The organism is Bradyrhizobium barranii subsp. barranii, from assembly GCF_017565645.3.
GTDB classification, from domain to species: Bacteria; Pseudomonadota; Alphaproteobacteria; order Rhizobiales; family Xanthobacteraceae; genus Bradyrhizobium; species Bradyrhizobium barranii.
Window position 1 is genome coordinate 4,161,982 of sequence record NZ_CP086136.1, and the last position, 22,692, is coordinate 4,184,673.

Sequence of the window (22,692 nt, forward strand, 5' to 3'; positions counted from 1 at the left end):
TGGGCCGGGAGTCGGGTGAAGGATGAGCAGCCTCTCGGAACTCCTGCCGGATGGCGGCGTCAAGGCGGAGCGCCTGCTGCTGCGTGAGCTCGCGCACCGGATCGACGACGAGCTCGCCTCGGCGATTGATCTGGTGGCGCAGGCGGCCGATCGTTGCGACGGCATCGAAGCGAGAGCGACCCTCGCTTCCGTGCAGGACCGGCTGGAAGGTCATGCACAACTTCACCACGCGCTGCAAATGCCGCAGTTCACCACCACCGTCGATCTGGCTGCCTATCTTCAGCAATTGTGCCGCTCGATCAGCCGCTCGAGCCTCGAAGACAAGGGTATTGCGCTCTCGCTGCTGCTGCATCCACTGCAGATGAGCTCCGAGCGCTGCTGGCTGCTGGGGATGATCGTCTTCGAACTGATCACCGGTGCGGTGCGCCACGTATCCCACTGCGGAGCAGGCGCCATTCGTCTCGAAGTATGGCTCACGGCGACGTCGGTTGCGTGCAGCGTCATGGACAACGGCTCGTCCGACGAAAGTCGGTACCGGGAAGAGGACCGCTCCATCGTCGAGACGCTTGCGGCGCGTCTGCACGGGACCGTCGACGTCCGCGGCGGCCCCGACGGATTCAGGACCGTCGTGACCATCCCGCGCTAGTCGCGACTCTCGCGCAACGATCCGTATCGTGCGGATCAAATAATATCGCTGCGACCTCGAAAGATGAGTTGGGACAGATCTCGATACGCTTGCCCTATTCATGATCTGCGGATCGTCGTGCGAACAAGGGTCAAGCCATGACGGACATGTCGAACTCGAAGGCCTCGCTCGGATGGGCCATCCACGCCATCACCGGAAAATGGGGCTGGTTCGTTGCGCTGGGTGTCGGCGAACTGATCCTCGGCGGTGTTGCATCTGCCAATCTGATGGCGGCGAACCTCGCGTCCGTACTGGTCATCGGCGCCACCATGGCGGTCGCCGGCATTTTCCAGATCGTGCAAGCGTTTTCAGTGCGCGGCTTGCGGGGATTCCTGCTTTGGCTACTGGCCGGGATCGTCTATGCGGCCGCCGGGGCCATCATACTCTACGATCCGATCCTGGCTTCATTCACGCTGTCTCTCGCAGTGTGTGCCTTCCTGGTCGTAGCCGGGGTGATAAGGATCTGGGCCGGCTTCCATATCCGGCCGGCCGCGGGCTGGCGTTGGATCGTGGCTGCGGGCGTCCTGACCTTCTGCGTCGGTGTCATGCTGGTTGCGGCTTGGCCCGCCATCGGTTTGTGGCTGCTTGGTGTGATGCTGGTCGTCGACCTGATCTTCCAGGGATGGGGATTCATCGCATTCGGGGTCGCGCTCAAGAGCCGCGCGTCCCGCCATTCGTCCCAGCCGGCGACGGTATGAGTCATGGCGAAAGGCTCGACATTCACGCGGCATTGGGAGATTGCCTGGCGCGGCGGTCAGACGAAGTCGACCTCGCGGCTGGTTGCCGAGGAGACCGCGATTGCGCTCACCTATAACGGCTCGACCCAGGCGGTGATGATGGGCACGCCGGGAGATCTGGAGGATTTCGGCATTGGCTTCAGCCTCACCGAGGCCATCGTCGAACGTGCGAGCGAGATCAGCAGCATCGAGCTGATCCCGAACGATCTCGGCGTCGAGGTTCGGATGTGGCTCGATGGTGACCGCGCGGCATCCCTGGCTGCACGGCGCCGAACCATCAGCGGCCCCGTTGGCTGCGGGCTATGCGGCATCGAGAGCCTCGAACAGGCTCGCCGCGCGCCGGCGCGGGTGAAGGGCCGGGGCAACGTTTTTCACGCGCGCGACTTGCTGGGCGCCATGCAGGCCCTTTCTCCGCACCAAATCCTGAATCAGCAAACGCGGGCCGTCCACGCGGCGGCCTTCTGGCATCCGCGGGCCGGCATCGGCCTGATCAGAGAGGACGTCGGCCGGCACAATGCGCTCGACAAGCTCGCCGGCGCGATCGTACGCGAGGGGAGATCGGCGTGCGATGGCGCGGTACTGCTGACCAGCCGCGTTTCGGTCGAGATGGTGCAGAAAGCGGCGATGCTCGGCGCACCGGTCATCGTGGCCGTATCCGCACCCACCGCACTCGCGATCAAGACCGCGGATGAAGCGGGGATCACGCTGCTCGCGATCGCTCGCGATGACGGATACGGCGTATTCACGCACCCGCGTCGCGTTCTGCTGCCGGATGAGGCCGCAACGCACGCCGGCTGCTGACCTCGCGGGCCGACGCACATGGCGATGCAAGCCGTATCTCCGGAACCGGTCGCCGAGACCGGAAGCGTCGTCCATGCTCCGGAGCGATCGGTTCTCGTGGCGTCTCTTCTGAGCATGACGGGCGGCTTTCTCGACGCCTTTACGTGGCTCTCGCTCGGCGGCGTGTTTGCAAGCTCGCAAACCGGCAATGTTATCTTCCTCGGCATCGACGCCATGTCCGGGCAATGGCGGCAGGCAACCCATCATCTTCTTCCGCTTGCCGCCTTTCTGCTCGGCGCATCGCTGGCAATCCGCCTCAAGTCGCCGCTGCTCTGCCTCGCCGGAGAGATCGTCTGCCTGGTAGCGATGATGCTGTTGTATCATCGGATTCCGGACATGATCACGATCCTCGGAATCTCCTTCGGCGCCGCGCTGCAGTCGGCCAGCTTCAGGCAGGTCGAACGCTGGAAATATCTCACCGTCACCGTCACCGGCAACATGCTCCGTGCCATCGATCAATCAGTTGCGTCCGATCGCGATGCGGCGCGCGGCACCGCAGTCATGCTTCTGGTCTGCCTGATGTTCCTGTCGGGGGCCGCCATCGGGGCCTGCGTGACGAAATGGCTGCACGCCTGGAGCCTTGTCCTGCCGATCGCATCGTCGGTGTGCGTTCTTTGGCTCTGCCGGCCGCAACTGCGAAGCTGAACCGTCGATCCAAGTCTCGTGATTTCGCTCGTTGACGGTGCGGAGCGCGCACCATGCCATTCGGCAAAAGGACGTTCATTCAAGGAAGCGTGCGCGTCATGCGGTGCGTACACTTTCCAACAGCGCCGAGATGGCCTTTCGACGTCAACTGCCAAGAGGCACGGATGAACGACCTTCGCAAAGAGACGGACAGCCTGGGTGAAGTGGACGTTGCCGCGGACAAGCTCTGGGGGGCGCAGACGCAGCGTTCGCTCGAGCATTTCAGCATCGGCAAGGACCTGATGCCGCGCGAAATGATCCAGTCCTACGCGATCCTGAAGAAGGCGGCCGCGAACGCCAATTGCGCCGGCGGCCGTCTCGACGGCAAGGTCCACAAGCTGATCGCGCATGTCTGCGACGAGATCCTCTCCGGCCAACATCAGGACATGTTTCCGCTTCACGTCTGGATGACCGGCAGTGGAACGCAATTCAACATGAACGTGAACGAGGTGATCTCGAACCGATGCTGCCAGCTCGCGGGCACGCCGCTCGGGAGCAAGCATCCGGTTCACCCGAACGATCACGTCAATATGTCGCAATCCTCGAACGACAGCTTTCCCTCGGGAGCTATGGCGGAATCTGGGTGATGACGGTGTGAGGAAGGCGGCGTATCGAGGCGGGTGACGAGCCTGCCAGAACCTCTCGAGGAGAGCGATACGCCATGACCGAGACTACCAATGTTCTTGCTTTCCGTCAGCCGTCCGCGGTTGATGATCCACTGACCGATATCGTTCGTGCCGGCGCGCGGGACCTGCTTGCCAGGGCGATCGAGATCGAGGTTGGCGCGTTTCTGGCCAGCACGGCCAATCTGACGCTGCCCGACGGTCGAGCGCGCCTGGTCCGACATGGGCACGGTCCGGTGCGCGAGATTGCGACCGGCATCGGTCCGGTGGAGGTCGCTCGTCCCAAGGTCCGCGACCGCGGAGCGAGCGGGCCAGGCGACCGCCTCCGCTTCAGTTCGGCAATCCTGCCGCTATGGGCGCGGCGGACGAAGAGCCTGGATGCCTTGATCCCGGTCCTCTATTTGCGCGGCATCTCGACCGGCGACTTCCAGGAGGCGCTCTCGGCGCTGCTCGGCAAGGATGCGCCGAACCTGTCGCCTTCGGTGATCGCCGGCCTGAAGGCCGATTGGCAGGTCGAGTACGAACGCTGGCAGAGACGCGATCTGTCGGCGCGTCGCTATGTCTACATCTGGGCCGATGGCGTGTACCTGCAGGCCCGCATGGAAGATCACAGCGAATGCATGCTGGTGCTGATTGGCACCACGCCGGAAGGCAAGAAGGAGCTGATCGGCTTCCAGGTCGGCGTGCGCGAGAGCGCGCAGAGCTGGCGCGAACTCCTGATCGACCTGCGGCAACGCGGGTTACGGATTGCCCCGCAACTCGCCATCGGCGACGGCGCCCTCGGCTTCTGGAAGGCACTGGACGAGGCCTTTCCCGGCACGCGGCACCAACGATGCTGGTGCCATAAAGTGAGCAACGTACTCGACAAGGTCGCCAAATCCGTGCAGGGCCCCATGAAGAACGACCTGCGGAACATCTATCTGGCCCCACACCGGGCCGAAGCTGAAACCGCGATCGACGTCTTCGTCGAGAAATACCACGTCAAATACGGACGTGCGGTGGAGTGCCTGATCAAGGATCGCCATGCGCTGCTCGCCTTCTTCGACTTCCCTGCTGAGCACTGGATCCACCTACGCAGCTCGAACCCGATCGAGAGCGTCTTCGCCACGGTGCGCCACCGAACGGTGCGGACCAAGGGATCGCTGTCGCAACAAACTGCGAAGCTGATGGTGTTCAAGCTCATCGACGCCGCATCGAAGACCTGGCGGCGATTGAAGAGCACGAACCAGTTGCCGAAAGTCATCGCCGGTGTAAAGTTCATCGACGGAATCGAAGTCATTCCGAACACTGAAAGCCACGCCGCCTGATCAGGCCGCGTCACCCAAAATCAGCCATAGCTCTTCCCTCGGCCATGTACATCGCGGCCGCGATGAACGTGACCGAGCGGCTCGTTCCGGCGGTCGAGGCGTTGCACGACGCAATCGCGGCAAAATCGAGCCAGTGGGACGACGTCGTCAAGATCGGCAGAACCCACATGCAGGACGCGACCCCCCTGACGCTCGGGCAGGAATGGTCCGGCTATGCCGGCATGCTCGCCGACGATCTGGCCCGCATCGACGACGCGCTCAAGGGCGTCTTCCGGCTCGCCCTGGGCGGCACGGCCGTCGGCACCGGCATCAATGCCGCGCCGGGCTTCGCCGAGGCCGTCGCCGCGGAAATCGCGCGGCTGACGGGGCTGCCCTTCGTCAGCGCACCGAACAAGTTTGCCGTCCAGGGTGCGCATGACGCGCTGGTGCAGCTATCCGGCACGCTCCGCACGCTCGCGGGGTCGCTCTACAAGATCGCGAACGACATCCGTCTGATGTCCTGCGGCCCGCGCGCGGGCTTTGCCGAATTGCTGATCCCCGAGAACGAGCCGGGTTCGTCGATCATGCCGGGCAAGGTCAACCCGACGCAGGCCGAAGCGCTGACGATGATCGCCGTGCAGGTGATGGCGAACGACGTCGCCGTCGGGTTCGGCGGAGCCGGCGGCTATCTGGAAATGAATGTCTACAAGCCGCTGATCATCCACAACATCGCGCAGTCCGTCACCATCCTGACCGATGGTTGCACCAATTTCCGCACCTTCCTCGTCGAGGGCACCGAGCCGAACCACAGGAAGATCAAGGAGTATGTCGAGAGATCGCTGATGCTCGTGACGGCGCTGGCGCCCGTAATCGGCTACGACAAGGCGTCGCGGATCGCGCACTATGCGATGGACAACGATCTCACGCTGAAGTCGGCGGCGCTCAAGCTCGGTTTCGTGACCGAGCCGGAGTTCGACCGCATCGTGGATCCCGCCAAGATGGTCAAGCCCTATGTGGCCGAGATCAAGGTGCCGCTCGCAATCGGCGCGAAGGCCGGCTGAAGGGGCGGCGGCAATGATCCGGTGCGTCAGACTCTGGACGGGTGCGGATGGCAAGTCGCACTTCGAGGATGGCGTCGTCGAGCTCGCGCGCGGGGCGAGGGGCGATGCGCTCAGCGCCAAGCTTCGGATCGATGCCGCTTCGTTCCACGAAACGGATGCAGATCCGAAACTCGGCTGGCATCCCGACGCAGCGCGCCAGCTCGTCATGTCCCTGAGCGGGACGCTACGGTTCGAAACGGCGGATGGAAGCTTCACGCTGCGCCCGGGCGATGTCCTGTTCACGGAAGATACCGGTGGGACGGGCCACAATTGGACCATGACGGACGAGGCGCCGTGGCGGCGCCTCTACACGGTTCTCGAGCCGGACGCCGAGGTGCCGTTCCGGTCCGAACGACGCCGCGCAGGCGGCGCAACCACAATGCAAGGAGAGACACGATGATCCGCTGTGTGCGCCTATGGACCGGAGAGGACAACAACTCGCATTTCGAGGAAGGCTTCCTCGAGCTGGAGCCGGGACAGCGCGGCGACTTCCTGACCGGAAAGATCGATGCCGCCAGCGTCTCCTTTCAGGAAACGGAATCGGGCGGAGCTTTCGCCTGGCACACCGCGCCGATCCGGCAGCTGGTGATCACGCTCAGCGGAACGCTCGATTTCCAGACGCGTGACGGCCACCACTTCCTGCTCCACCCCGGCAACATCCTGCTGGCGGAGGACACCGCCGGCTCGGGGCATAGCTGGAAATTGACCGACGATTCATCCTGGCGCCGTGCCTACGTGATCCTGCGCCCGGGAGCGGACGTGCCGTTCCGCGCCAAGGTGCGGCAATCGGTGCGGGCCTGATCGAGCCATCCAAAGCAGCAACACCCGACGAAAGAAAAAGCCATGTCAGCAGCTTCCGACCGCGAAACCGATGTTGTCCTTATTGGCGCCGGCATCATGAGCGCGACCCTCGGCGTCTTTCTCAAGGAGCTCGAGCCCTCTCTGTCGATCCAGATGTGCGAGATTCTCGGGGATTGCGCGCAGGAAAGCTCCGACTCCTGGAACAATGCCGGGACCGGTCACGCGGCGAACTGCGAGATGAACTATACGCCGCAGCGGCCCGACGGCAGCATCGACATCTCCAAGGCGCTCCAGGTCAATGTCGAGTTCGATCTGTCCCGGCAGTTCTGGTCCTACCTGATCGGTCGCGGATCGATCGCGGATCCGCAAGCGTTCATCCATCCGGTGCCGCATATGAGCTTCGTGCACGGCGCGGAGAACGTCGAATTTCTCCGGAAACGGTTCAAGGCGATGTCGGCCCATCATTGCTATGAGGGGATGGAGCATACCGAGGATCCCAAGAAGATTGCCGAATGGGCGCCGCTGGTGATGGACGGACGGACTGGCGACGAGCCGGTTGCCGCAACGCGGATCGTCACCGGCACCGACGTCGACTACGGCTCGTTGACGCATCTGCTGGTCAAGCATCTGGTCAACCAGCCGGGCTGCGCGGTCCACTACAACAGCTGTGTCACCGGTCTTGACCGGGAGCAGGGCGGCCGGTGGCGCGTCGAAGTGCGGGATACCGCGAGTGGCGAGACGCGGTCGGTCCGCGCAAAGTTCGTCTTCATCGGTGCCGGCGGCGGTGCGCTGCCGCTGCTGGAGAAATCCGGTATCCCGGAGGGGCGCGGCTATGGCGGTTTCCCGGTCAGCGGGATCTGGCTGCGCTGCGATGATCCCGAGATCAACAAGCGTCATCATGCCAAGGTCTACGGCAAGGCCGCGGTCGGATCGCCGCCGATGTCGGTGCCGCATCTCGATACGCGGGTGATCGGCGGCCAGCACTCGTTGCTGTTCGGTCCCTATGCCGGCTTCTCGAGCAAATTCCTCAAGCATGGCTCGCTGCTGGATCTCTTCGAGTCCATTCGTCCCGCCAATGTCAAGCCGCTGCTTTCGGTGGCGCGCGACAATTTCGATCTCACCGAATACCTGGTCGGGCAGGTGCTGCAATCCGAGGGACACCGGCTCGCCGCACTCGACGAATATTTCCCGAAGGCCGACCCGAAGGACTGGAGGCTGCAGGTCGCGGGCCAGCGCGTCCAGATCATCAAGCCCAATGTCAAGCGTGGTGGGTTGCTCGAGTTCGGGACCGAGCTCGTCGGCGCGGACGATCATTCGCTGGTGGCCCTGCTCGGTGCTTCACCGGGGGCTTCCACCGCCGCGTTCATCGCCATCAGCGTGCTCGAGAAGTGCTTCGCCGGGGAGCTGACGGCAAGCGCCTGGCTGCCCAAGCTGAAGCAGATCATCCCGTCCTATGGCGTGTCGCTGATCGACGATGCGGATTTCTGCCGCCAGATTCGTGCAGCGACCGCCGCGGTCCTCAAGGTCGACAACATTCCGCAGCCGGCCGCACGCGCGCCGGCTGCCGCGAAGCGGGCGTGAACCAACGGAGAATGTTCGATGGACCCGACGGCGCTCCTTCTGTCGCGGCTGCAATTCGCTTTCACCATCTCGTTCCACATCATCTTCCCGGCGTTCACGATCGGGCTTGCCGCCTGGCTCACCGTGCTCGAAGCGATGCACCAGTACAGTGGCAAGCCCGTCTACCGGACCCTGTTCGCGTTCTGGCTGAAGATCTTCGGCGTGGCCTTCGGCATGGGCGTCGTATCGGGCGTGGTGATGGCGTTTCAGTTCGGAACGAACTGGAGCGTGCTCTCGAAGATGTCGGGCCCGATCCAGGGCCCGCTGCTCTCCTACGAGACCTTCACCGCCTTCATGCTGGAAGCGGCCTTTTTCGGCATCCTCATCTTCGGTCGCCCCCGGGTGCCGCCGTGGTTCTACCTGTTCTCGACGGCGATGGTCGCGCTCGGGACGACGCTTTCGGCGTTCTGGATCATGGTCAACAACAGCTGGATGCAGGTGCCGACCGGCTACGTCCTGCAGAACGACCAGTTCGTGCCTGATGACTGGACGCAGATCATCTTCAACCGCGTGGTCTGGGTCCGGTTTCCGCATATGCTGCTCGCGTCCTACCTGACCGGCGCGTTCTGCGTGGCGGCAACCGGCGCGTGGTATCTGCTGCGGCGGACCTATCGCCCCGAGGCTCATGTCATGCTGCGGATGGGCCTTGCGCTTGCGGCGGTGCTGCTGCCGGTCCAGCTCTTCATCGGGCATCTCGTCGGCGACTATGTCCACGACTACCAGCCGGCCAAGTTCGCCGCGATCGAGGCGCGCTGGCATGACGAGCAGCCGGCCTCCGAGGTGCTGATCGCGATCCCGGATTCGAGCACCGAATCGAACAAATACGCGATATCGATTCCTGTGCTCGGGAGCATCATCGGCAGCATGAGTCTGACGTCGAAAGAGGTCGGCCTCACCAGCTTCGCGCCGCAGGACCGGCCGCCGGTGCTGATCCCGTTCTTTGCATTCCGCATCATGGTCGGCTGCGGCTTCGTGATGCTGGGGCTGGCCTGGCTCGGGACCTGGCTCGGCCTCAAGCATCGGCTCGATCGGAACCGCCTGCTGCTGTGGGGCATCTTCCTCAGCTTCCCGCTGCCGTGGGTCGCGATCCTCACCGGCTGGTACACCGCGGAAGTGGGGCGCCAGCCATGGACGGTCTATGGCGTGTTGCGGACTGCGGACGCCGTGACGCCGTTCCTGACCGCGTCGGCTGCGATGACTTCCTTGATCCTGTTCGTCGCGGTCTACGCCTTCATCTTCTCGTTCGGGACGTATTACATCTATAAGCTGCTGCGTGCCGGCCCGGCGGGACTCGGTGGCAGGCCGCTCCACGTTCCCGTGCCCAATCGGCCGATGTCGCTCGCCGATCAGGTGCCGGCTGCACGCAGCTATCTCGGGGCGGGAGAATAGCCATGGTGATGTACTGGGTTGCCCTTCTTGCCATCAGCATCCTGATCTATCTCCTGCTCGACGGGTTCGATCTCGGCGTCGGCATGCTGTTCAGTGTGGCCGGCGGCGAGTCGCAGCGGGATGCCATGCTGAGCACGGTCGCTCCGGTCTGGGACGGCAATGAAACCTGGCTGATCGTCACGGGCGTGATCATGTGGGGCTCGTTTCCCGTGGTCTACGCCATGGTGATGTCGGCCTTCTATATCCCGGTTCTCGTGATGCTGCTCGGATTGATCCTGCGCGGCGTGGCGTTCGAGTTTGGCGGCAAGGCGCTCAGTTCGCGCTGGGTCTGGGACGTCAGCTTCGTCGTGGGCTCGTTTGCCGCCAGCTTCATGCAGGGCGCGATGGTCGGCGCTCTGGTCGAAGGACTCCAGTTTTCCAACGGCGATTATACCGGCGGAACGCTCGGCTGGCTGACCGCCTTTTCCGCCCTGTGCGGGGTCGGGCTCTGCTTCGGCTATTCGCTGCTCGGCGCCTGCTGGCTGGTGCGGAAGTGCGACGGTCCCGTTCGGGATGTCGCACGGCGCCAGATCCCGCCACTGGCGATCGGCGTCCTGGTCTTCCTGGTCGTCGTCTTTGCGTATGCACTTGTCGAACATCTTCCGATTCTGCAGCGCTGGACCGACCGGCCCTATCTGTTCGTGTTTCCGTGATCGGCGCCGGTGCGGCCGCGATGCTGGCTAAGAGCATCCTGCGCCATGACGACTATTGGCCGTTCCATATGGTCGCCCTGATCTTCGTCGCGGCTTTCGCCACGCTGGCCCTGTCGTTCTGGCCCTACATGATTCCGTTCGTCGTCACGATCGACGAGGCCGCGGCGCCTCATGCAAGTCTCGCATTCATGTTCTGGGGCGCCGGCCTGTTCGTGTTCCCGCTGATGCTGCTCTATGTGGCGATCGGCTATCGCGTCTTCCGCGGCAAGTCGGCCCCTGCTGCCGATCACTACTGACGGCTGCACGCTCGAAGTTGCCGTGAGCTGTCACGGATAAAAAGAAAGGCGCCGGTTTCGGCGCCTTTCTCGTTCAGAACTCTTGCGAGGCTGGTTCAGGATTTGGGCATGACGCCGGGGCTGTTGTCCGGCCATTGCGCGATCAGCTTCTCGTCGATGTTGAGATGCTGGGCGACCAGTTTGGGTGGCGTGTGCGTCAGCCAGTAGGAGAGCGACACCTCCTCGTAGCGGGGGGCCCGAAACACGCCGACGAACTGCAGCTCGGTGTCGCCGACGTTCTCGACATAGTGGCCGAGATTGCGCCGGACATAGCCGATGTCGCCGGCCCCGAAGTCCGTCGTCAACGCATTGGGGCCGGTGTCGAACACCGTCATCCGCGCCTTGCCCTTGATATAGTACTGCCACTCGTCGGCATTCGGATGCCAGTGCATCTCCCTGACTGCTCCCGGCGGCATCGACACCAGCGCCGCAGCGACGGTGGTGGCAACCTTGAAGGTGGTGCTGTCGGCGACGCGGATGCTGCCGGCGGAGTTCTCCTTGACCGGGGCCGAGCCGCCGAGCGAGTGGATGAAGGGGTAGGGCGGCACTTCGGCGTGCTTTGCAACGGCTGCGCGATCGGCGGCGAGATCGCCGGGCACGGTCCCCTGGAAGATCCAGCGGTTGTGCAGCGGGATCTTTGCGAACGCGTCGGCCGGAACACCGAAGTTCTTCGCCAGCACCTCGGGCGGCGTGTGGGCGAACCAGTCGGTCACCAGGAGCGTGTTGAATTCATTGGCGTGGCCGTCGTCGAAACAGATCACGAACTCGCAACCATCGGGGCCCAAGCCCTGCAGCGAATGCGGCGCGCCCGGCGGAAAATACCAGAGGTCGCCGACTTTGAGGTCGCCGACATAGGGACGCCCCTGCGTGTCGAGCACGGTGACGCGGCAGGAGCCGTAGGTCAGGATCGCCCATTCGGCAGCCTGGTGCCAATGCAGCTCGCGGATTCCGCCGGCAGCCAGCCGCATATTGACGCCGGAGATCTCCTTCGAGATGGCGAAATCCTCGACCGTGACCTGACGGGCCCAGCCGCCATTCTGGATGCGCCTCGGCGCATTGTTGAACGAGGCCCAATCCATCGGCAGGCCGCCGACGTCCGTCGGGGGCGGGGTTTGGGCTGAGGGGAAGTGCTTGGCAAGGTCTGGATCTTGAGGACCGGGATCGGACAGGCTTCCCGGGCTCTTGGCGTTCACGGCGCCTTGCGGCGGCTCGTCCGGATTGCCGAAAGTTGCGGCCTGCGCGCTGGAGCCGACCATGGCGGCGCCTGCCGCGGACATGGCCAGCAAATCACGTCTTGAGAACATCTTGGGTCGCTCCTGAAAAATGTCGAAAGCCCTCCGTAGCGACGGGGCTCCTACTCACAAACCTAGTTTCCGGTCGCCGTTTCAGCTTCCGTGAACGCGCTCTTTTTGCCGGAATGCACTGGCTGCTGCGCCCGGCTCCGAACATGTGCAATTGCGAAATTCGGCTTCGTTTTGAAAAGACGGCTCTGCCCGCGCGATCCTTAACTGGCCCGGAGAATTGCCCTATCGCGAGATATCGAGATGACCACGAAATCGGTTCGTCCCTACCGTGAACCCGCCGGCGGCTGGGGCGCACTCAGGGCGCTCAGCGAGGCGCTTCTGGTGCAGCGGGCGCCGCTGAAGGGCGCAGCCACGCTCAGCAGGATGAATCAGCCGGAGGGCTTTGATTGCCCCGGCTGCGCCTGGCCAGATCCGAAGCACACCTCGTCATTCGAATTTTGCGAGAACGGCGGCAAGGCGATCGCCTGGGAGACGACATCGAAGCGCTGCACGCCCGAATTCTTTGCCGAGCACACCGTCACGGAGCTCGCGAGCTGGAACGATTACGATCTCGAAATGGTCGGTCGGATCACCCATCCGATGGCCTATGACGCCGCATCCGATCGCTATCTCCCGGTGCAGTGGAGCGATGCGTTCGCCATGATCGGCCGCGAGCTGAATGCGCTGCCGGATCCGAACATGGCGGAGTTCTATACGTCCGGGCGAACCTCGAACGAAGCCGCCTTCCTCTATCAGCTGTTCGTGCGCGAGTACGGCACCAACAACTTTCCCGACTGCTCGAACATGTGCCACGAGGCGACCAGCGTCGGCCTGCCGGAATCGCTCGGCGTCGGCAAGGGCACCGTGCTGCTGGAGGATTTCGACAAGGCCGATTGCATCTTCATCTTCGGCCAGAATCCGGGCACCAACAGCCCGCGGATGATGACCAGCCTGCGCAACGCGGCCCGCCGAGGGGCCTCGATCATCTCGTTCAATCCGTTCCGCGAGCGCGCGCTGGAGCGCTTCCAGGCGCCGCAGAGCCCGGTTGAGATGATCACGCTGTCGTCGACGACGATCAGCTCGAAGCTTTTCCAGGTACGTGTCGGTGGCGACGTCGCCGTCCTCAAGGGGATCATGAAGATCCTCGTCGAAACGGACGAGGCTGCCCGTGCGGCCGAGCAGCCGGATATCCTGGATTGGGATTTCATTCGCGGGCACACCGCCGGCATCGAAGCGCTGATCGGCGATCTCAAGCGAACGCAATGGCCCGACATCGAACGCCAGTCCGGCCTGACGCGCGAGGACCTGGAATATGCCGCCGGCGCCTATATGAAGGCGGAGCGCGCCATCCTTGTCTACGGCATGGGCATTACCCAGCACCAGCGTGGTGCGCACAACGTGCAGCAGATCGCCAATCTTGCGCTCTTGCGCGGCAATGTGGGACGCGATGGCGCCGGCGTTTGTCCGGTTCGCGGTCATTCCAACGTGCAGGGCGACCGAACCGTGGGGATCACCGAGATCCCCAAGGCGGATTTCCTCGAGCGCCTCGAGCACCGCTTCGGCTTCAAGCCGCCGAGCGCGCCGGGACACAACGTCGTGACGGCGTTGGAGGCAATGATTCGCGGAGAGGTGAAGGTCTTTTTCGCGATGGGCGGCAACTTTGCCGCGGCCATACCCGACTGGCAGGCGACGCAGGCCGCGCTGCGCAAGCTCGATCTGACCGTCCACGTCTCCACGAAGCTCAACCGCAGCCATCTGATCCATGGCCGCGCCGCCCTGATCCTGCCGTGCCTCGGGCGAACCGAGATCGACATTCAGGAATCGGGGCCGCAGTCGATCACCGTCGAGGATTCGATGTCGATGGTCCACGCCTCGGGCGGTCGCAACAAGCCGGCATCCGAGCATCTTCTCAGCGAGGTCGCGATCATCGCAGGCCTCGCCAAGGCGACGCTCGGCGAGCGCACGGTGGTCGATTGGGACGGCTTTGTAGGCGACTACGATCGCATCCGGGATGCGATCGAGGCCGTCTTCCCTATCTTCGAGAGCTACAATGCCCGGATCCGCATTCCCGGCGGCTTCCATCTGACCTCGACCGCGCGGGAGCGCATCTGGGCAACGCCGTCCGGCAAGGCCAATTTCCTGGTGTTTGAGGGCTGCGGCGAGGACCCGCCGCAGGCCGATCCGGATTTCCTGTGGCTCAGCACGATACGTAGCCACGACCAGTACAACACGACGCTCTACTCGCTGTCGGACCGCTATCGCGGCGTCTTCGGCCAGCGCGACGTGGTCTTCCTCAACGAATATGAACTGAAGAAGCGCGGGCTCGCGGACGGCGATCGCGTCGACCTGATCACGGAGTCGACCGATGGCGCCGAGCGGATCGTGCGCAACTTCCGCGTGGTTGCGTATTCGTTTCCGACCGGCTGCTGTGCCGCCTACTATCCGGAGACCAATCCGCTGGTGCCGCTCTATGCCCGTGATCCCCTCAGCTTCACGCCGTCATTCAAGGGCATCCCGATCCGTCTGGTGCGCTCGACCGCCCCGGCGCAATAGCGGGGTCAGGCGTCGGCGTCCCGACCGGATGGCGGCGATGACGCCGGCGTCGCGATCGGCAGCGTAAACCAGAACCGGGCGCCGCGATCGGCGCCAAGGCCTTCGGCGCCAAGGCCTTCGGCGCCAAGTCCTTCGGTGCTAAGGCCTTCGGCGTCGATCCGGCCGCCATGCGCTTCGACGATGGACCGGCAGATCGGCAGCCCCATGCCCATGCCGGACTCCTTGGTCGTGAAAAAGCTTTCGAACAGCCGGCCGGCATGTTCGGCGGAGATGCCGGGACCGTTGTCCTCCACGGAGCAGCACAGGGTTGTCGCGTCCTGCGCGGCGGTGGTGATGACGATCCTGCCATGCTGGCGTCCCGCCTGCGTCATCGCCTGCACGGCGTTGATGGCCAGATTGACGATCACCTGCTGGAGCTGGGTGCGGTCGCCGAGCACGAGTGCAGCCTCCGCGTCGGGCCGGTGCAGGATCGTTACGCCGCGGGATTCCATCTCGTGGCGCAGGAACAGAAGCGCCTCGCGAATGACATCGTCAAGCGACAGAACGGCACGCTCCGGCGCCTTGCGCGAAGCCATCCCGTGAACACGCGCCACGATGTCCGCGGCCCGCCTCGTATCCGTGGCCATATTTTCGATTGTACTGCGGACCTCGGCCATGTCGGGAATCGGCCTGTTCAGCCAGCGCAGACCGGCAGCGGCGTTGGTCGCGATGGCGGCCAAAGGCTGGTTGACCTCATGCGCGATGGAGGCGGTGAGTTCGCCGAGCATCGAGACGCGCGCCGCATGCGCGAACTCCGCCTGAACCTGCCGAAGCCTCTCCTGGGCGCGGACGCGTTGCGAGATGTCGATCGTGGCGACCAGGCTTATTTCGAGATCATTGATTGGGCCGACGCGGGCCGTTGTGAAGAGAACGTCGACGACGCGGCCGTCCCACGTCACCATCTTGGTTTCTTCCTCGAAGTTCGTTTCACCGCGAAAGCGGGACTCCATGGCCCGCCGAAACGTATCCGGGCGTGCCTTCCAGGTGTCGGACATGGAACGCCCGACATAGCCGTCGACGCCTCCTCCGAACATCTGGATGGCCCGTTCGTTGGCTTCCTGAAACGAGAGCGCGTCCATGCAGGTCCGGAGAAAGTCGGGATGGCTGTCGAAATAGCTGCCGAGGTCCTTGATGCCCTCGGCTCGCAGCTTTCGGAACAGCACCACCAATCTGCTGGCGTCAAGCTGACGGAGGGCGATCGGCATGCGACCGAACAGGTGGCGGTACCGCTGCTCGCTCCGCTCCAGCTCGGTGTGGTCCTTCTTCTGGGCGGTGATATCCATGACCGCGCCGATGAACCGAAATTGTCCGCGCTCTTCCGACGTTCCACGGGCGACCACGCGAATGTGCCTGATCGAGCCATCGCTCAGGATCAGCCGATGTTCCAGGGAAAAGTCGTTCCTGTCGTTCGTGGCGCGATCGAGCGCCTCGCGTACGGCATTGAGATCGTCGGGATGCGTACGCTTCAGGATAGTGTCGAGCGACGGCGGCAACGTCGGCTCGAGATCGAAGATCCTGAACGTCTCTTCGGACCAGAACAGCTCGCCGCTGGCGACGTTCCAGCCAAAGCTGCCGGTGTGGCTGAGCTTCTGGGCCTCGGCGAGATAGGCGACCTGACGCCGCCGCAAGACGTCCTCTCGCTCGAGCCGGTGCTGCCGCCTGACCAGGCTCGCGATCGCAAGCAGCGACAACACGACAATGACGGCCAGCAGGGCGAGGGCGCTGGTGGTGAGGTCGATCCCAAGCAGGAAGCAAGTGAATGACAATACGCCGAGCGCGACGCCTCCCAGGACCCAAAGGGCGGGATGAGCGTAGCGCGAATGGTCGGGCCACGATGCGCGACAGAGCGTCCCCGTGTGACGGACCGTGGCGGGTTCCTTGCCTTCGTGAGCGAGTCCGGGCTGGGCCAGCAGATTGAAGAGGTCCAAGAGATACTCGCCGGGCATGAGACCAATTCCCGAGCCCGGATGTCCGGACGCGGGATGCAAGCGATGTACCGTACCGTGGAAAACCGGTCTTTTGCTTTTTCGCGGACCCTTTGTCAAAACGCACGGCGTCACCATGCGAGCCTGCGCCCAGATCCGGGATGTTGCCGCGGGAAGGATTCCGCGACCTTAGGCCAACGCCGCGGTGGGCCTCGTCACGCCGAAACGCCTTTCGAACTCGGCGACATCGACGACGCCGCGCCGATGGGGCCCGTCACCGATCTTGCGGCCGCCGTCCCAGGCCTCGACTTCGAACAGGACGCTCCTGGCTTCGACGGCGACGACCCGTGCGACCGCGCGCACGGTGCGGCCGACCGGCGTCGCCGCCAGATGACGGACGTCGACCATCATCCCGACGCTGACATAGCCGGTCGGCAGGGACGGCTGGATCGCCGATCCCGCCGCCATCTCCATGTGCAGGATCATCATCGGCGTGCCGTAGACTTCAGGCATTCCCGGCACCACGTGGCCGACCGTCATCTCGGCCGTGACGGTCACCAGCTTTTCCGCCGTCATGCCGACGCTCACCCGATCAAGCGGACTCATGGCCCAATCCCGCATCTACTTCGCTCGTGGAGGGGGTGGGTGTCACGGCCGCATGCGGCTTGCGCTTGGTGAACCAATTGCCGAGCCGGTCGAGATAGAGATAGACCACGGGCGTGGTGTAGAGCGTCAGGATCTGCGAGAGCATCAAGCCGCCGACGATCGTGTAGCCGAGCGGCTGGCGCAGTTCGGCGCCGGTGCCGTTGCCGAGCATCAGAGGCACACCGCCGAGTAGCGCGGCCATGGTCGTCATCAGGATCGGACGAAAGCGGAGCGTGCAGGCCTGGTAGATCGCTTCCTCAGGGCTCAGCCCTTGATTGCGCTCCACCTCCAGGGCGAAGTCGACCAGCATGATGCCATTCTTCTTGACGATGCCGATCAGCAGGATGATGCCGATGATGGCGATGACGCTGAGATCCATGTGGACCGCCAGCAGCAGCAGCAGCGCGCCGATGCCGGCGGAAGGCAGCGTCGACAGGATCGTGATCGGATGGATCAGGCTCTCATAGAGGACGCCGAGGATGATGTAGATCACGATCAGCGCCGCCCCGATCAGTAGCGGCGTACCGGACAGGGACGACTGGAAGGCCTGCGCGTTGCCCTGGAACGAGGTCGACAGCGAGGCGGGCTTGCCGGTGTCCTTCTCGATCTTCTGGACCGCCGTCACCGCATCGCCCAGCGCGACGCCGGGCCGCAAGTTGAACGAGATCGTGACGGAAGGAAACAGGCCCTGGTGATTGATCAGAATCGGCGCCGGCATGATGACAGTGTGGACCAGCGTGCTCAGGGGGACCTGCTGGCCGGTGGCTGAGTTCAGGTAGATATCCTTGAGCGCGTCAGGCCCATACTGGAAGGCTGGATCGACCTCCATGACCACGTGGTACTGGTTCAGCGAGGTGAACATGGTGGAGACGATGCGCTGACCGAAGGCGTCGTCGAGGGTGTTGTCGATCGTCGTGGGCAGGATGCCGAAGCTCGAGGCGACTTCGCGATTGACGGTGACCTGCAGCCTCGGGCCGGCATTGGCCTGGTCGCTCGCGACGTCGGTGACGAGATCGAGCGCGCGGATCTTCTCCAGGAAGATCGCCGACCAGTGGTTGAGTTCGTTGGAATCGGCGTCCGTCAGCGTGTACTGATACTGCGTCTTCGACAGGCGCGCGCCGATCGTGATGTCCTGGGCCGATTGCATGTAAAGCTTGATGCCCTGGATATGGGCGAGCCGGGGTTCCAGCCGCGCGATCACCTGGTCGGCGCTGGCCTTGCGTTCAGGCTTCGGCTTCAGGACGATGAAGATGCGCCCCTGGTTGAGGGTCGCGGTCGGGCCGCCCGGACCGATATAGCTCGCCACCGACTGGATCGCCGGATCCTTTGACAGGATGTCGACGACCGCCTGCTGGCGTTCGGACATGGCGGGGAAGGAGATGTCCTGGGCAGCCTCGGTGATGCCGACGATCTGTCCGGTATCCTGTTGCGGGAAGAAGCCTTTCGGGATGATCACATAGAGATAGCCGGTCAGCGCGATCGTCGAGAGCATCACGAGCAGCGTCACGAAACGATGGCCCAGCACGATTCGCAGGCCGCGCGCGTACAGCGCAAGCAGGCCATCGAAGCCGCGCTCGAACAGGAGATAGAGCCGGCCGTGCTTCCTGCGTGATTCGTCCTTCAGGAGGCGCGCGCACATCATCGGCGTCAAGGTGAGCGAGATCACCAGCGACAGCAGCAGCGAGGCGGTGATCGTGACGGCGAACTCCTGGAACAGCTTTCCGACGTAGCCGCCCATCAGGAACAGCGGGATGAACACCGCGATCAGCGACAGGGTGATGGAGACGATCGTGAAGCCGATTTCGCTGGAGCCTTTGAGCGCAGCCTCCATGGGCGTCATGCCCTGCTCGAGATGGCGCACGATGTTCTCGATGACCACCACGGCGTCGTCGACGACGAATCCCACCGCGATCGACAGCGCCATCAGCGAGAGGTTGTCGAGACTGTAGCCGAGTACGTAGAGGACCGCGAAGGTGCCGATCAGCGCCAGCGGAACCGTGATCGCCGGGATGATGGTGGCCCAGAAATTCCTCAGGAACAGGAATATGACCATCACCACCAAGGCGACGGTCAACATCAGCGTGAATTGCACATCGGAGACCGCGGCGCGAATCGTGGCGGTGCGGTCGGCGGCGATCGTCACCTTGATCGCCGGCGGAACGGAGGCCTGCAGCTGCGGCAGCAGTTTCTTGATGCGATCGACGGTTTCGATGACGTTGGCGCCGGGGACGCGCTGGACGGCGAGGATGACGGCGGGGTCCTTGCCGTACCAGCCGGCCAGCAGATCGTTTTCGGGCCCCTCGATCGCCGAGCCGATGTCGCGCAGCCGCACCGGCGAGCCATTGCGATAGGCGATGATGAGGGCTTCATAGGCGGAGGGCTTCAGCAACTGGTCGTTGGTATTGAGCGTATAAGTGACGCGCGGGCTGTTGAGCGTGCCCTTGGGCAGGTCGACATTGGCGCCGGCGATCACGGTGCGGACGTCTTCGAGGCCGATGCCGCGGGCGGCCAGCGCCTGCGGATTGACGCGGATGCGGATGGCGGGCTTCTGCTGGCCGCCGATCCCGACGAGGCCCACGCCCGGCACCTGGGAAATCTTGGGCAGCAGGATGTTTTCCGCGTAGGCATCGACCGTGGTCTGCGGCATCGACTCTGACGTCAGCGCGATCAGCATGATCGGCGTTTCCGCCGGATTCACCTTCCTGATCGTCGGCGGGTAGGGGATGTTCTGCGGCAGGTACGGGCTCGCGGCATTGATCGCGGAGAGCACGTCGACCGCCGCGCTGTCCACCGTGCGCGACAGCTCGAACTGCACCGTGAGCTGGGCGACGCCGAGTGCGCTGGACGAGGTGAGCTGCGTGACGCCGGGGATCTGGCTGAGCTGCTGTTCGAGTGGCGTCGCGACCGACGAGGCGATGGTTCCGGGGTCGGCGCCGGGCAGTTGCGCCGAGATCTGGATCGTCGGGTAGTTGACGTTCGGCAGCGCGCCGACCGGCAACAGGGGGTAGGCCGCGAGGCCGCACAGCAGCAGGCCCGCCATCAGCAGAGCGGTTGCAATCGGCCGCAGGATGAAGGGCGCGGACAAGTTCATGGGAGCGCGTCCTGCACGGAGCTTTGCAGGTCGGCTTCGCGCGCGGCCTTGCCGTGCAGTTCCCGAACCTGGCTTCCTTCCGTCAGCCGATACTGACCGTCGACGACGACGGTATCACCTGATTTCAGTCCCTGGTCGATCAGGGCCTGCCCCTCGCTGATCTGTGCGACGTGAACGGGACGCAAGGAAGCGGTCTGGTTGGGAGCGACGACATAGACATAGCTGCCGTTCGGGCCCTGCTGGACTGCGGAGCCGGCGACCGTCAGCGCATCCTTCTGAATCTTCAGCAGCAGCCGGGCATTCACCAGCTGTCCCGGCCACAGCCGGTGCTCGTGATTGGCGAATGTGGCCTTGAGCTGGACGGTGCCGGTCGTCCCTGCGATCTCGTTGTTGACGAGCAGCAGCGTGCCTTCGCCGAGCTTAATCTTGTTGTCCTGGCTGTAGGCGATGACCTTCAACTGGCCTTTTGCTTCGTGTTCCTGGATCACGGGCAGATCCGTCTGCGGAAGGGTGAACAGCAGCGAAATCGGCTCGATCTGGGTGACGACGACGAGACCGTTCGGGTCGGTCGGATGAATCACGTTGCCGACATCGATCTGGCGGACGCCGGTGATGCCGGGAATGGCCGATGTCAGGCGCGTGTAGCTGAGCTGGACGTTGGCCTCGTCGATCTGCGCCTGGTCCGCTTTCACGGCGGCCTTGAGTTGGGCCACCTGCGCGGTCTGCGTCTCGATCAGCTGCGGGGTCGCATAACCCTTGTCACCGAGTTTACTGTAGCGGGAGAGATTGGCTTCGGCATTGGTGAGTTGGGCCTGATCTCGGTCGCGATTGGCCGTCAATTGCTCGATCTGGGCCTCGTAGGGACGCGGGTCGATCTGGGCGAGCAGATCTCCGGCCTTGACGGTCTGTCCCTCGGTGAAGGCGATCTTGACGATCTGTCCCTGAATCTGGCTGCGCACGACATCGGTGTTGTAGGCGATCACGGTGCCGATGCCGCGCAGATAGATCGGAACGTCCTTGCCGATGACCGCGGCGGTGACCACCGGTACGGCCGCGGGCACCGGCGCGGCGGCGACGACCGGCTTCCGGTCCGCGGCGAAGAACCAGAGGCCGGCTCCGACGAGAATCGCGGCGAGAGCGACAAGCGCGATGGCGAGATTTCGTTTCATGAGACCGTCCTGGATGTCAGGGATTGCTTGAGCCGCTGATCGAAGTCGTGCTGCCCGTTGCGGCAGGGCCTTGCACCGGGACGGACGGACTGATTCCGGCGCCGCCGAGCTCGGTGGCTCCGAGCGGTATCCCGACGCGTCCGACCGTCGATGCTGAAGGCAGCGGAGGCGCCGCCGTGATGCTGCCGTTGCAGGTGACGGATGAGCCCCCGGACAGTCCGCCGCCGTCGAACAAGGCTCCGGACGAGGCGGTATTGCCGGATCCGGCACAACCCGCCGTGCTTTGCGCCGGATTGAGCGGCGAAATGCCGGGTGTTGCGATCTCGGTCGATCCCAGCGGAACGCCGACGGGCCGCGTGGATTGCGGGTTGAGCGGCGACGTCGCCAGCATGCCGGTGGAAGGCTGCATTCCCGGCATGGTCGTTTGAGCGGACGTCGCAGCCGGGACGAGCCACAGCATGCCGGCCGTGAGTGCCACGGCGAGCGGTATCAGGGTGAACCGGTGCGAGCTGGATCTTCCCGAGCCGACGTCGTTCGATGGGTGCTGCTCTCGCATGAAAAATGCTCCGGCTGAATGCTGTCGAGCACTAGAGAGGTGCGGAACGGTGGGGTATTTCCAGAACGCACGTCCCGCTACCCGGCAGCACGACGACAACGGGCATTCGACGCATCGTAAGCGGGCATTCGTCTTCGTTCGGCCGCGTCGCCGAGTTGCCTCGCCGATGACAGCGCCGTTGGCCGGCTTTGGCTTCGGCTCGCTTTCGCTATTTCAGAATGGCCCGCACATGCGCGAGTTCCCGGCTGCATGTGCTTGTGTCGCCGTTTTGTTCGGCGGTACGTGCGCGATCAAGCGAATCCAGCGCATCCGCGAAAACCGCTCCGCGGCCGCCTTCGGCCTCTGCAATCGAGCGAGGCGTCGGTTGATGACTGCGCAGCGCGCTGAGGCTCTCCCGCTGCCAGCCGTGGGCGCCCGCGTCTTTTTCTATGGCCTGATCCAGCTGGATCTGGGTTTTCGCGATGTCGTCCGCACAAGTGCCTGCACGCGCGGGCGAAGCTGCGCACAACAGGATGAGAAGCGCGATCTGGAGATTTGCTGTGGATGTCATGTGTCCGATCCCATGCATGGAGTTCAATCAGCATCAGATGCGACCTCTTGAATGCCAAAGCGGATCGTTCGTCTTTCGCGTATGAACGC

Annotated in this window: 17 protein-coding genes and 3 pseudogenes; 14 read left to right on the forward strand and 6 right to left on the reverse strand. The window is 64.0% G+C overall.

Annotated elements, in window-relative coordinates; genetic code table 11:
- The first annotated feature begins 22 nt into the window (after positions 1-22).
- The 12 genes and pseudogenes from J4G43_RS19560 (at position 23) to cydB (ending at position 10,753) form a co-directional block, all read left to right on the forward strand.
- On the forward strand, positions 23-646 hold the full coding sequence (locus J4G43_RS19560; RefSeq protein ID WP_208085990.1) for a histidine kinase dimerization/phosphoacceptor domain -containing protein: 624 nt from the start codon (positions 23-25) through the stop codon (positions 644-646).
- A gap of 137 nt (positions 647-783) precedes the next feature.
- The gene (locus tag J4G43_RS19565) at positions 784-1,383 is read left to right on the forward strand and encodes an HdeD family acid-resistance protein (protein WP_063984294.1); all 600 of its coding nucleotides are present in this window, start codon (positions 784-786) and stop codon (positions 1,381-1,383) included.
- Between the two features lie 3 nt (positions 1,384-1,386).
- Positions 1,387-2,223 (forward strand): formate dehydrogenase accessory sulfurtransferase FdhD, encoded by an 837-nt coding sequence (gene fdhD / locus J4G43_RS19570; protein WP_208085991.1) that lies wholly within the window; start codon positions 1,387-1,389, stop codon positions 2,221-2,223.
- Between the two features lie 96 nt (positions 2,224-2,319).
- Entirely contained in the window at positions 2,320-2,907 is a 588-nt protein-coding gene (locus tag J4G43_RS19575; RefSeq protein WP_228411355.1) for a YoaK family protein, read from the forward strand.
- Positions 2,908-3,071: 164 nt separating this feature from the next.
- A pseudogene (locus J4G43_RS19580) lies at positions 3,072-3,509 on the forward strand (lyase family protein); the annotation flags it as partial.
- A gap of 98 nt (positions 3,510-3,607) precedes the next feature.
- A complete protein-coding gene (locus J4G43_RS19585) occupies positions 3,608-4,876 on the forward strand; it encodes an IS256 family transposase (protein ID WP_038952271.1) in 1,269 nt (422 codons plus the stop codon).
- A 32-nt stretch (positions 4,877-4,908) separates the two neighbouring features.
- A pseudogene (locus J4G43_RS19590) lies at positions 4,909-5,916 on the forward strand (lyase family protein); the annotation flags it as partial.
- Positions 5,917-5,929: 13 nt separating this feature from the next.
- Positions 5,930-6,355, forward strand: coding sequence for a cupin domain-containing protein (locus J4G43_RS19595; protein WP_063984290.1), 426 nt, complete (start codon positions 5,930-5,932; stop codon positions 6,353-6,355).
- Entirely contained in the window at positions 6,352-6,756 is a 405-nt protein-coding gene (locus tag J4G43_RS19600; protein ID WP_166351885.1) for a cupin domain-containing protein, read from the forward strand. The genes J4G43_RS19595 and J4G43_RS19600 overlap by 4 nt, the downstream gene beginning before the upstream one ends.
- Before the next feature lie 42 nt (positions 6,757-6,798).
- Positions 6,799-8,337 carry a malate dehydrogenase (quinone) gene (mqo, locus tag J4G43_RS19605; RefSeq protein ID WP_208085993.1) on the forward strand — a complete coding sequence of 513 codons (1,539 nt, stop codon included), beginning with the start codon at positions 6,799-6,801 and terminating at the stop codon, positions 8,335-8,337.
- An 18-nt stretch (positions 8,338-8,355) separates the two neighbouring features.
- Positions 8,356-9,765, forward strand: coding sequence for a cytochrome ubiquinol oxidase subunit I (locus tag J4G43_RS19610; RefSeq protein ID WP_208085994.1), 1,410 nt, complete (start codon positions 8,356-8,358; stop codon positions 9,763-9,765).
- A 2-nt stretch (positions 9,766-9,767) separates the two neighbouring features.
- A pseudogene (gene cydB, locus J4G43_RS19615) lies at positions 9,768-10,753 on the forward strand (cytochrome d ubiquinol oxidase subunit II).
- 95 nt (positions 10,754-10,848) lie between these two features.
- Here the strand turns inward: cydB and J4G43_RS19620 are convergent.
- Positions 10,849-12,096, reverse strand: coding sequence for an oxalate decarboxylase family bicupin (locus J4G43_RS19620; protein ID WP_208085995.1), 1,248 nt, complete (start codon positions 12,094-12,096; stop codon positions 10,849-10,851).
- A gap of 240 nt (positions 12,097-12,336) precedes the next feature.
- Between J4G43_RS19620 and J4G43_RS19625 the strand changes: the two genes are divergently transcribed.
- Positions 12,337-14,628 carry an FdhF/YdeP family oxidoreductase gene (locus J4G43_RS19625; protein ID WP_208085996.1) on the forward strand — a complete coding sequence of 764 codons (2,292 nt, stop codon included), beginning with the start codon at positions 12,337-12,339 and terminating at the stop codon, positions 14,626-14,628.
- Positions 14,629-14,633: 5 nt separating this feature from the next.
- On the opposite strand, the gene J4G43_RS19630 is transcribed toward J4G43_RS19625, so the two are convergent.
- The 4 genes from J4G43_RS19630 to J4G43_RS19645 form a co-directional block, all read right to left on the reverse strand.
- Positions 14,634-16,613 (reverse strand): PAS domain-containing sensor histidine kinase, encoded by a 1,980-nt coding sequence (locus tag J4G43_RS19630; RefSeq protein ID WP_208085997.1) that lies wholly within the window; start codon positions 16,611-16,613, stop codon positions 14,634-14,636.
- Positions 16,614-16,781: 168 nt separating this feature from the next.
- Positions 16,782-17,198: a thioesterase family protein gene (locus tag J4G43_RS19635; RefSeq protein ID WP_208085998.1), complete on the reverse strand. Its 417-nt coding sequence runs from the start codon at positions 17,196-17,198 to the stop codon at positions 16,782-16,784.
- Positions 17,185-20,328: an efflux RND transporter permease subunit gene (locus J4G43_RS19640; RefSeq protein WP_208085999.1), complete on the reverse strand. Its 3,144-nt coding sequence runs from the start codon at positions 20,326-20,328 to the stop codon at positions 17,185-17,187. Before J4G43_RS19640 ends, J4G43_RS19635 begins: the two co-directional genes overlap by 14 nt.
- Positions 20,325-21,497: an efflux RND transporter periplasmic adaptor subunit gene (locus J4G43_RS19645; RefSeq protein WP_208086000.1), complete on the reverse strand. Its 1,173-nt coding sequence runs from the start codon at positions 21,495-21,497 to the stop codon at positions 20,325-20,327. Before J4G43_RS19645 ends, J4G43_RS19640 begins: the two co-directional genes overlap by 4 nt.
- A 23-nt stretch (positions 21,498-21,520) precedes the next feature.
- On the opposite strand from J4G43_RS19645, the gene J4G43_RS19650 reads away from it, so the two are divergent.
- Positions 21,521-21,925, forward strand: coding sequence for a hypothetical protein (locus J4G43_RS19650; protein ID WP_085401748.1), 405 nt, complete (start codon positions 21,521-21,523; stop codon positions 21,923-21,925).
- Positions 21,926-22,261: 336 nt separating this feature from the next.
- Here the strand turns inward: J4G43_RS19650 and J4G43_RS19655 are convergent, their stop codons facing one another.
- Positions 22,262-22,603: a hypothetical protein gene (locus J4G43_RS19655; protein WP_085401747.1), complete on the reverse strand. Its 342-nt coding sequence runs from the start codon at positions 22,601-22,603 to the stop codon at positions 22,262-22,264.
- Positions 22,604-22,692: the final 89 nt, after the last annotated feature.

Bases quoted from the DNA above. Each gene is read 5' to 3' on its own strand.
- J4G43_RS19560 (WP_208085990.1), top strand. From the start codon at position 23: ATGAGCAGCCTCTCGGAACTCCTGCCGGATGGCGGCGTCAAGGCGGAG.
- J4G43_RS19565 (WP_063984294.1), top strand. From the start codon at position 784: ATGACGGACATGTCGAACTCGAAGGCCTCGCTCGGATGGGCCATCCAC.
- fdhD (WP_208085991.1), top strand. From the start codon at position 1,387: ATGGCGAAAGGCTCGACATTCACGCGGCATTGGGAGATTGCCTGGCGC.
- J4G43_RS19585 (WP_038952271.1), top strand. From the start codon at position 3,608: ATGACCGAGACTACCAATGTTCTTGCTTTCCGTCAGCCGTCCGCGGTT.
- J4G43_RS19595 (WP_063984290.1), top strand. From the start codon at position 5,930: ATGATCCGGTGCGTCAGACTCTGGACGGGTGCGGATGGCAAGTCGCAC.
- J4G43_RS19600 (WP_166351885.1), top strand. From the start codon at position 6,352: ATGATCCGCTGTGTGCGCCTATGGACCGGAGAGGACAACAACTCGCAT.
- mqo (WP_208085993.1), top strand. From the start codon at position 6,799: ATGTCAGCAGCTTCCGACCGCGAAACCGATGTTGTCCTTATTGGCGCC.
- J4G43_RS19610 (WP_208085994.1), top strand. From the start codon at position 8,356: ATGGACCCGACGGCGCTCCTTCTGTCGCGGCTGCAATTCGCTTTCACC.
- J4G43_RS19620 (WP_208085995.1), bottom strand. From the start codon at position 12,096: ATGTTCTCAAGACGTGATTTGCTGGCCATGTCCGCGGCAGGCGCCGCC.
- J4G43_RS19625 (WP_208085996.1), top strand. From the start codon at position 12,337: ATGACCACGAAATCGGTTCGTCCCTACCGTGAACCCGCCGGCGGCTGG.
- J4G43_RS19630 (WP_208085997.1), bottom strand. From the start codon at position 16,613: ATGCCCGGCGAGTATCTCTTGGACCTCTTCAATCTGCTGGCCCAGCCC.
- J4G43_RS19635 (WP_208085998.1), bottom strand. From the start codon at position 17,198: ATGAGTCCGCTTGATCGGGTGAGCGTCGGCATGACGGCGGAAAAGCTG.
- J4G43_RS19640 (WP_208085999.1), bottom strand. From the start codon at position 20,328: ATGAACTTGTCCGCGCCCTTCATCCTGCGGCCGATTGCAACCGCTCTG.
- J4G43_RS19645 (WP_208086000.1), bottom strand. From the start codon at position 21,497: ATGAAACGAAATCTCGCCATCGCGCTTGTCGCTCTCGCCGCGATTCTC.
- J4G43_RS19655 (WP_085401747.1), bottom strand. From the start codon at position 22,603: ATGACATCCACAGCAAATCTCCAGATCGCGCTTCTCATCCTGTTGTGC.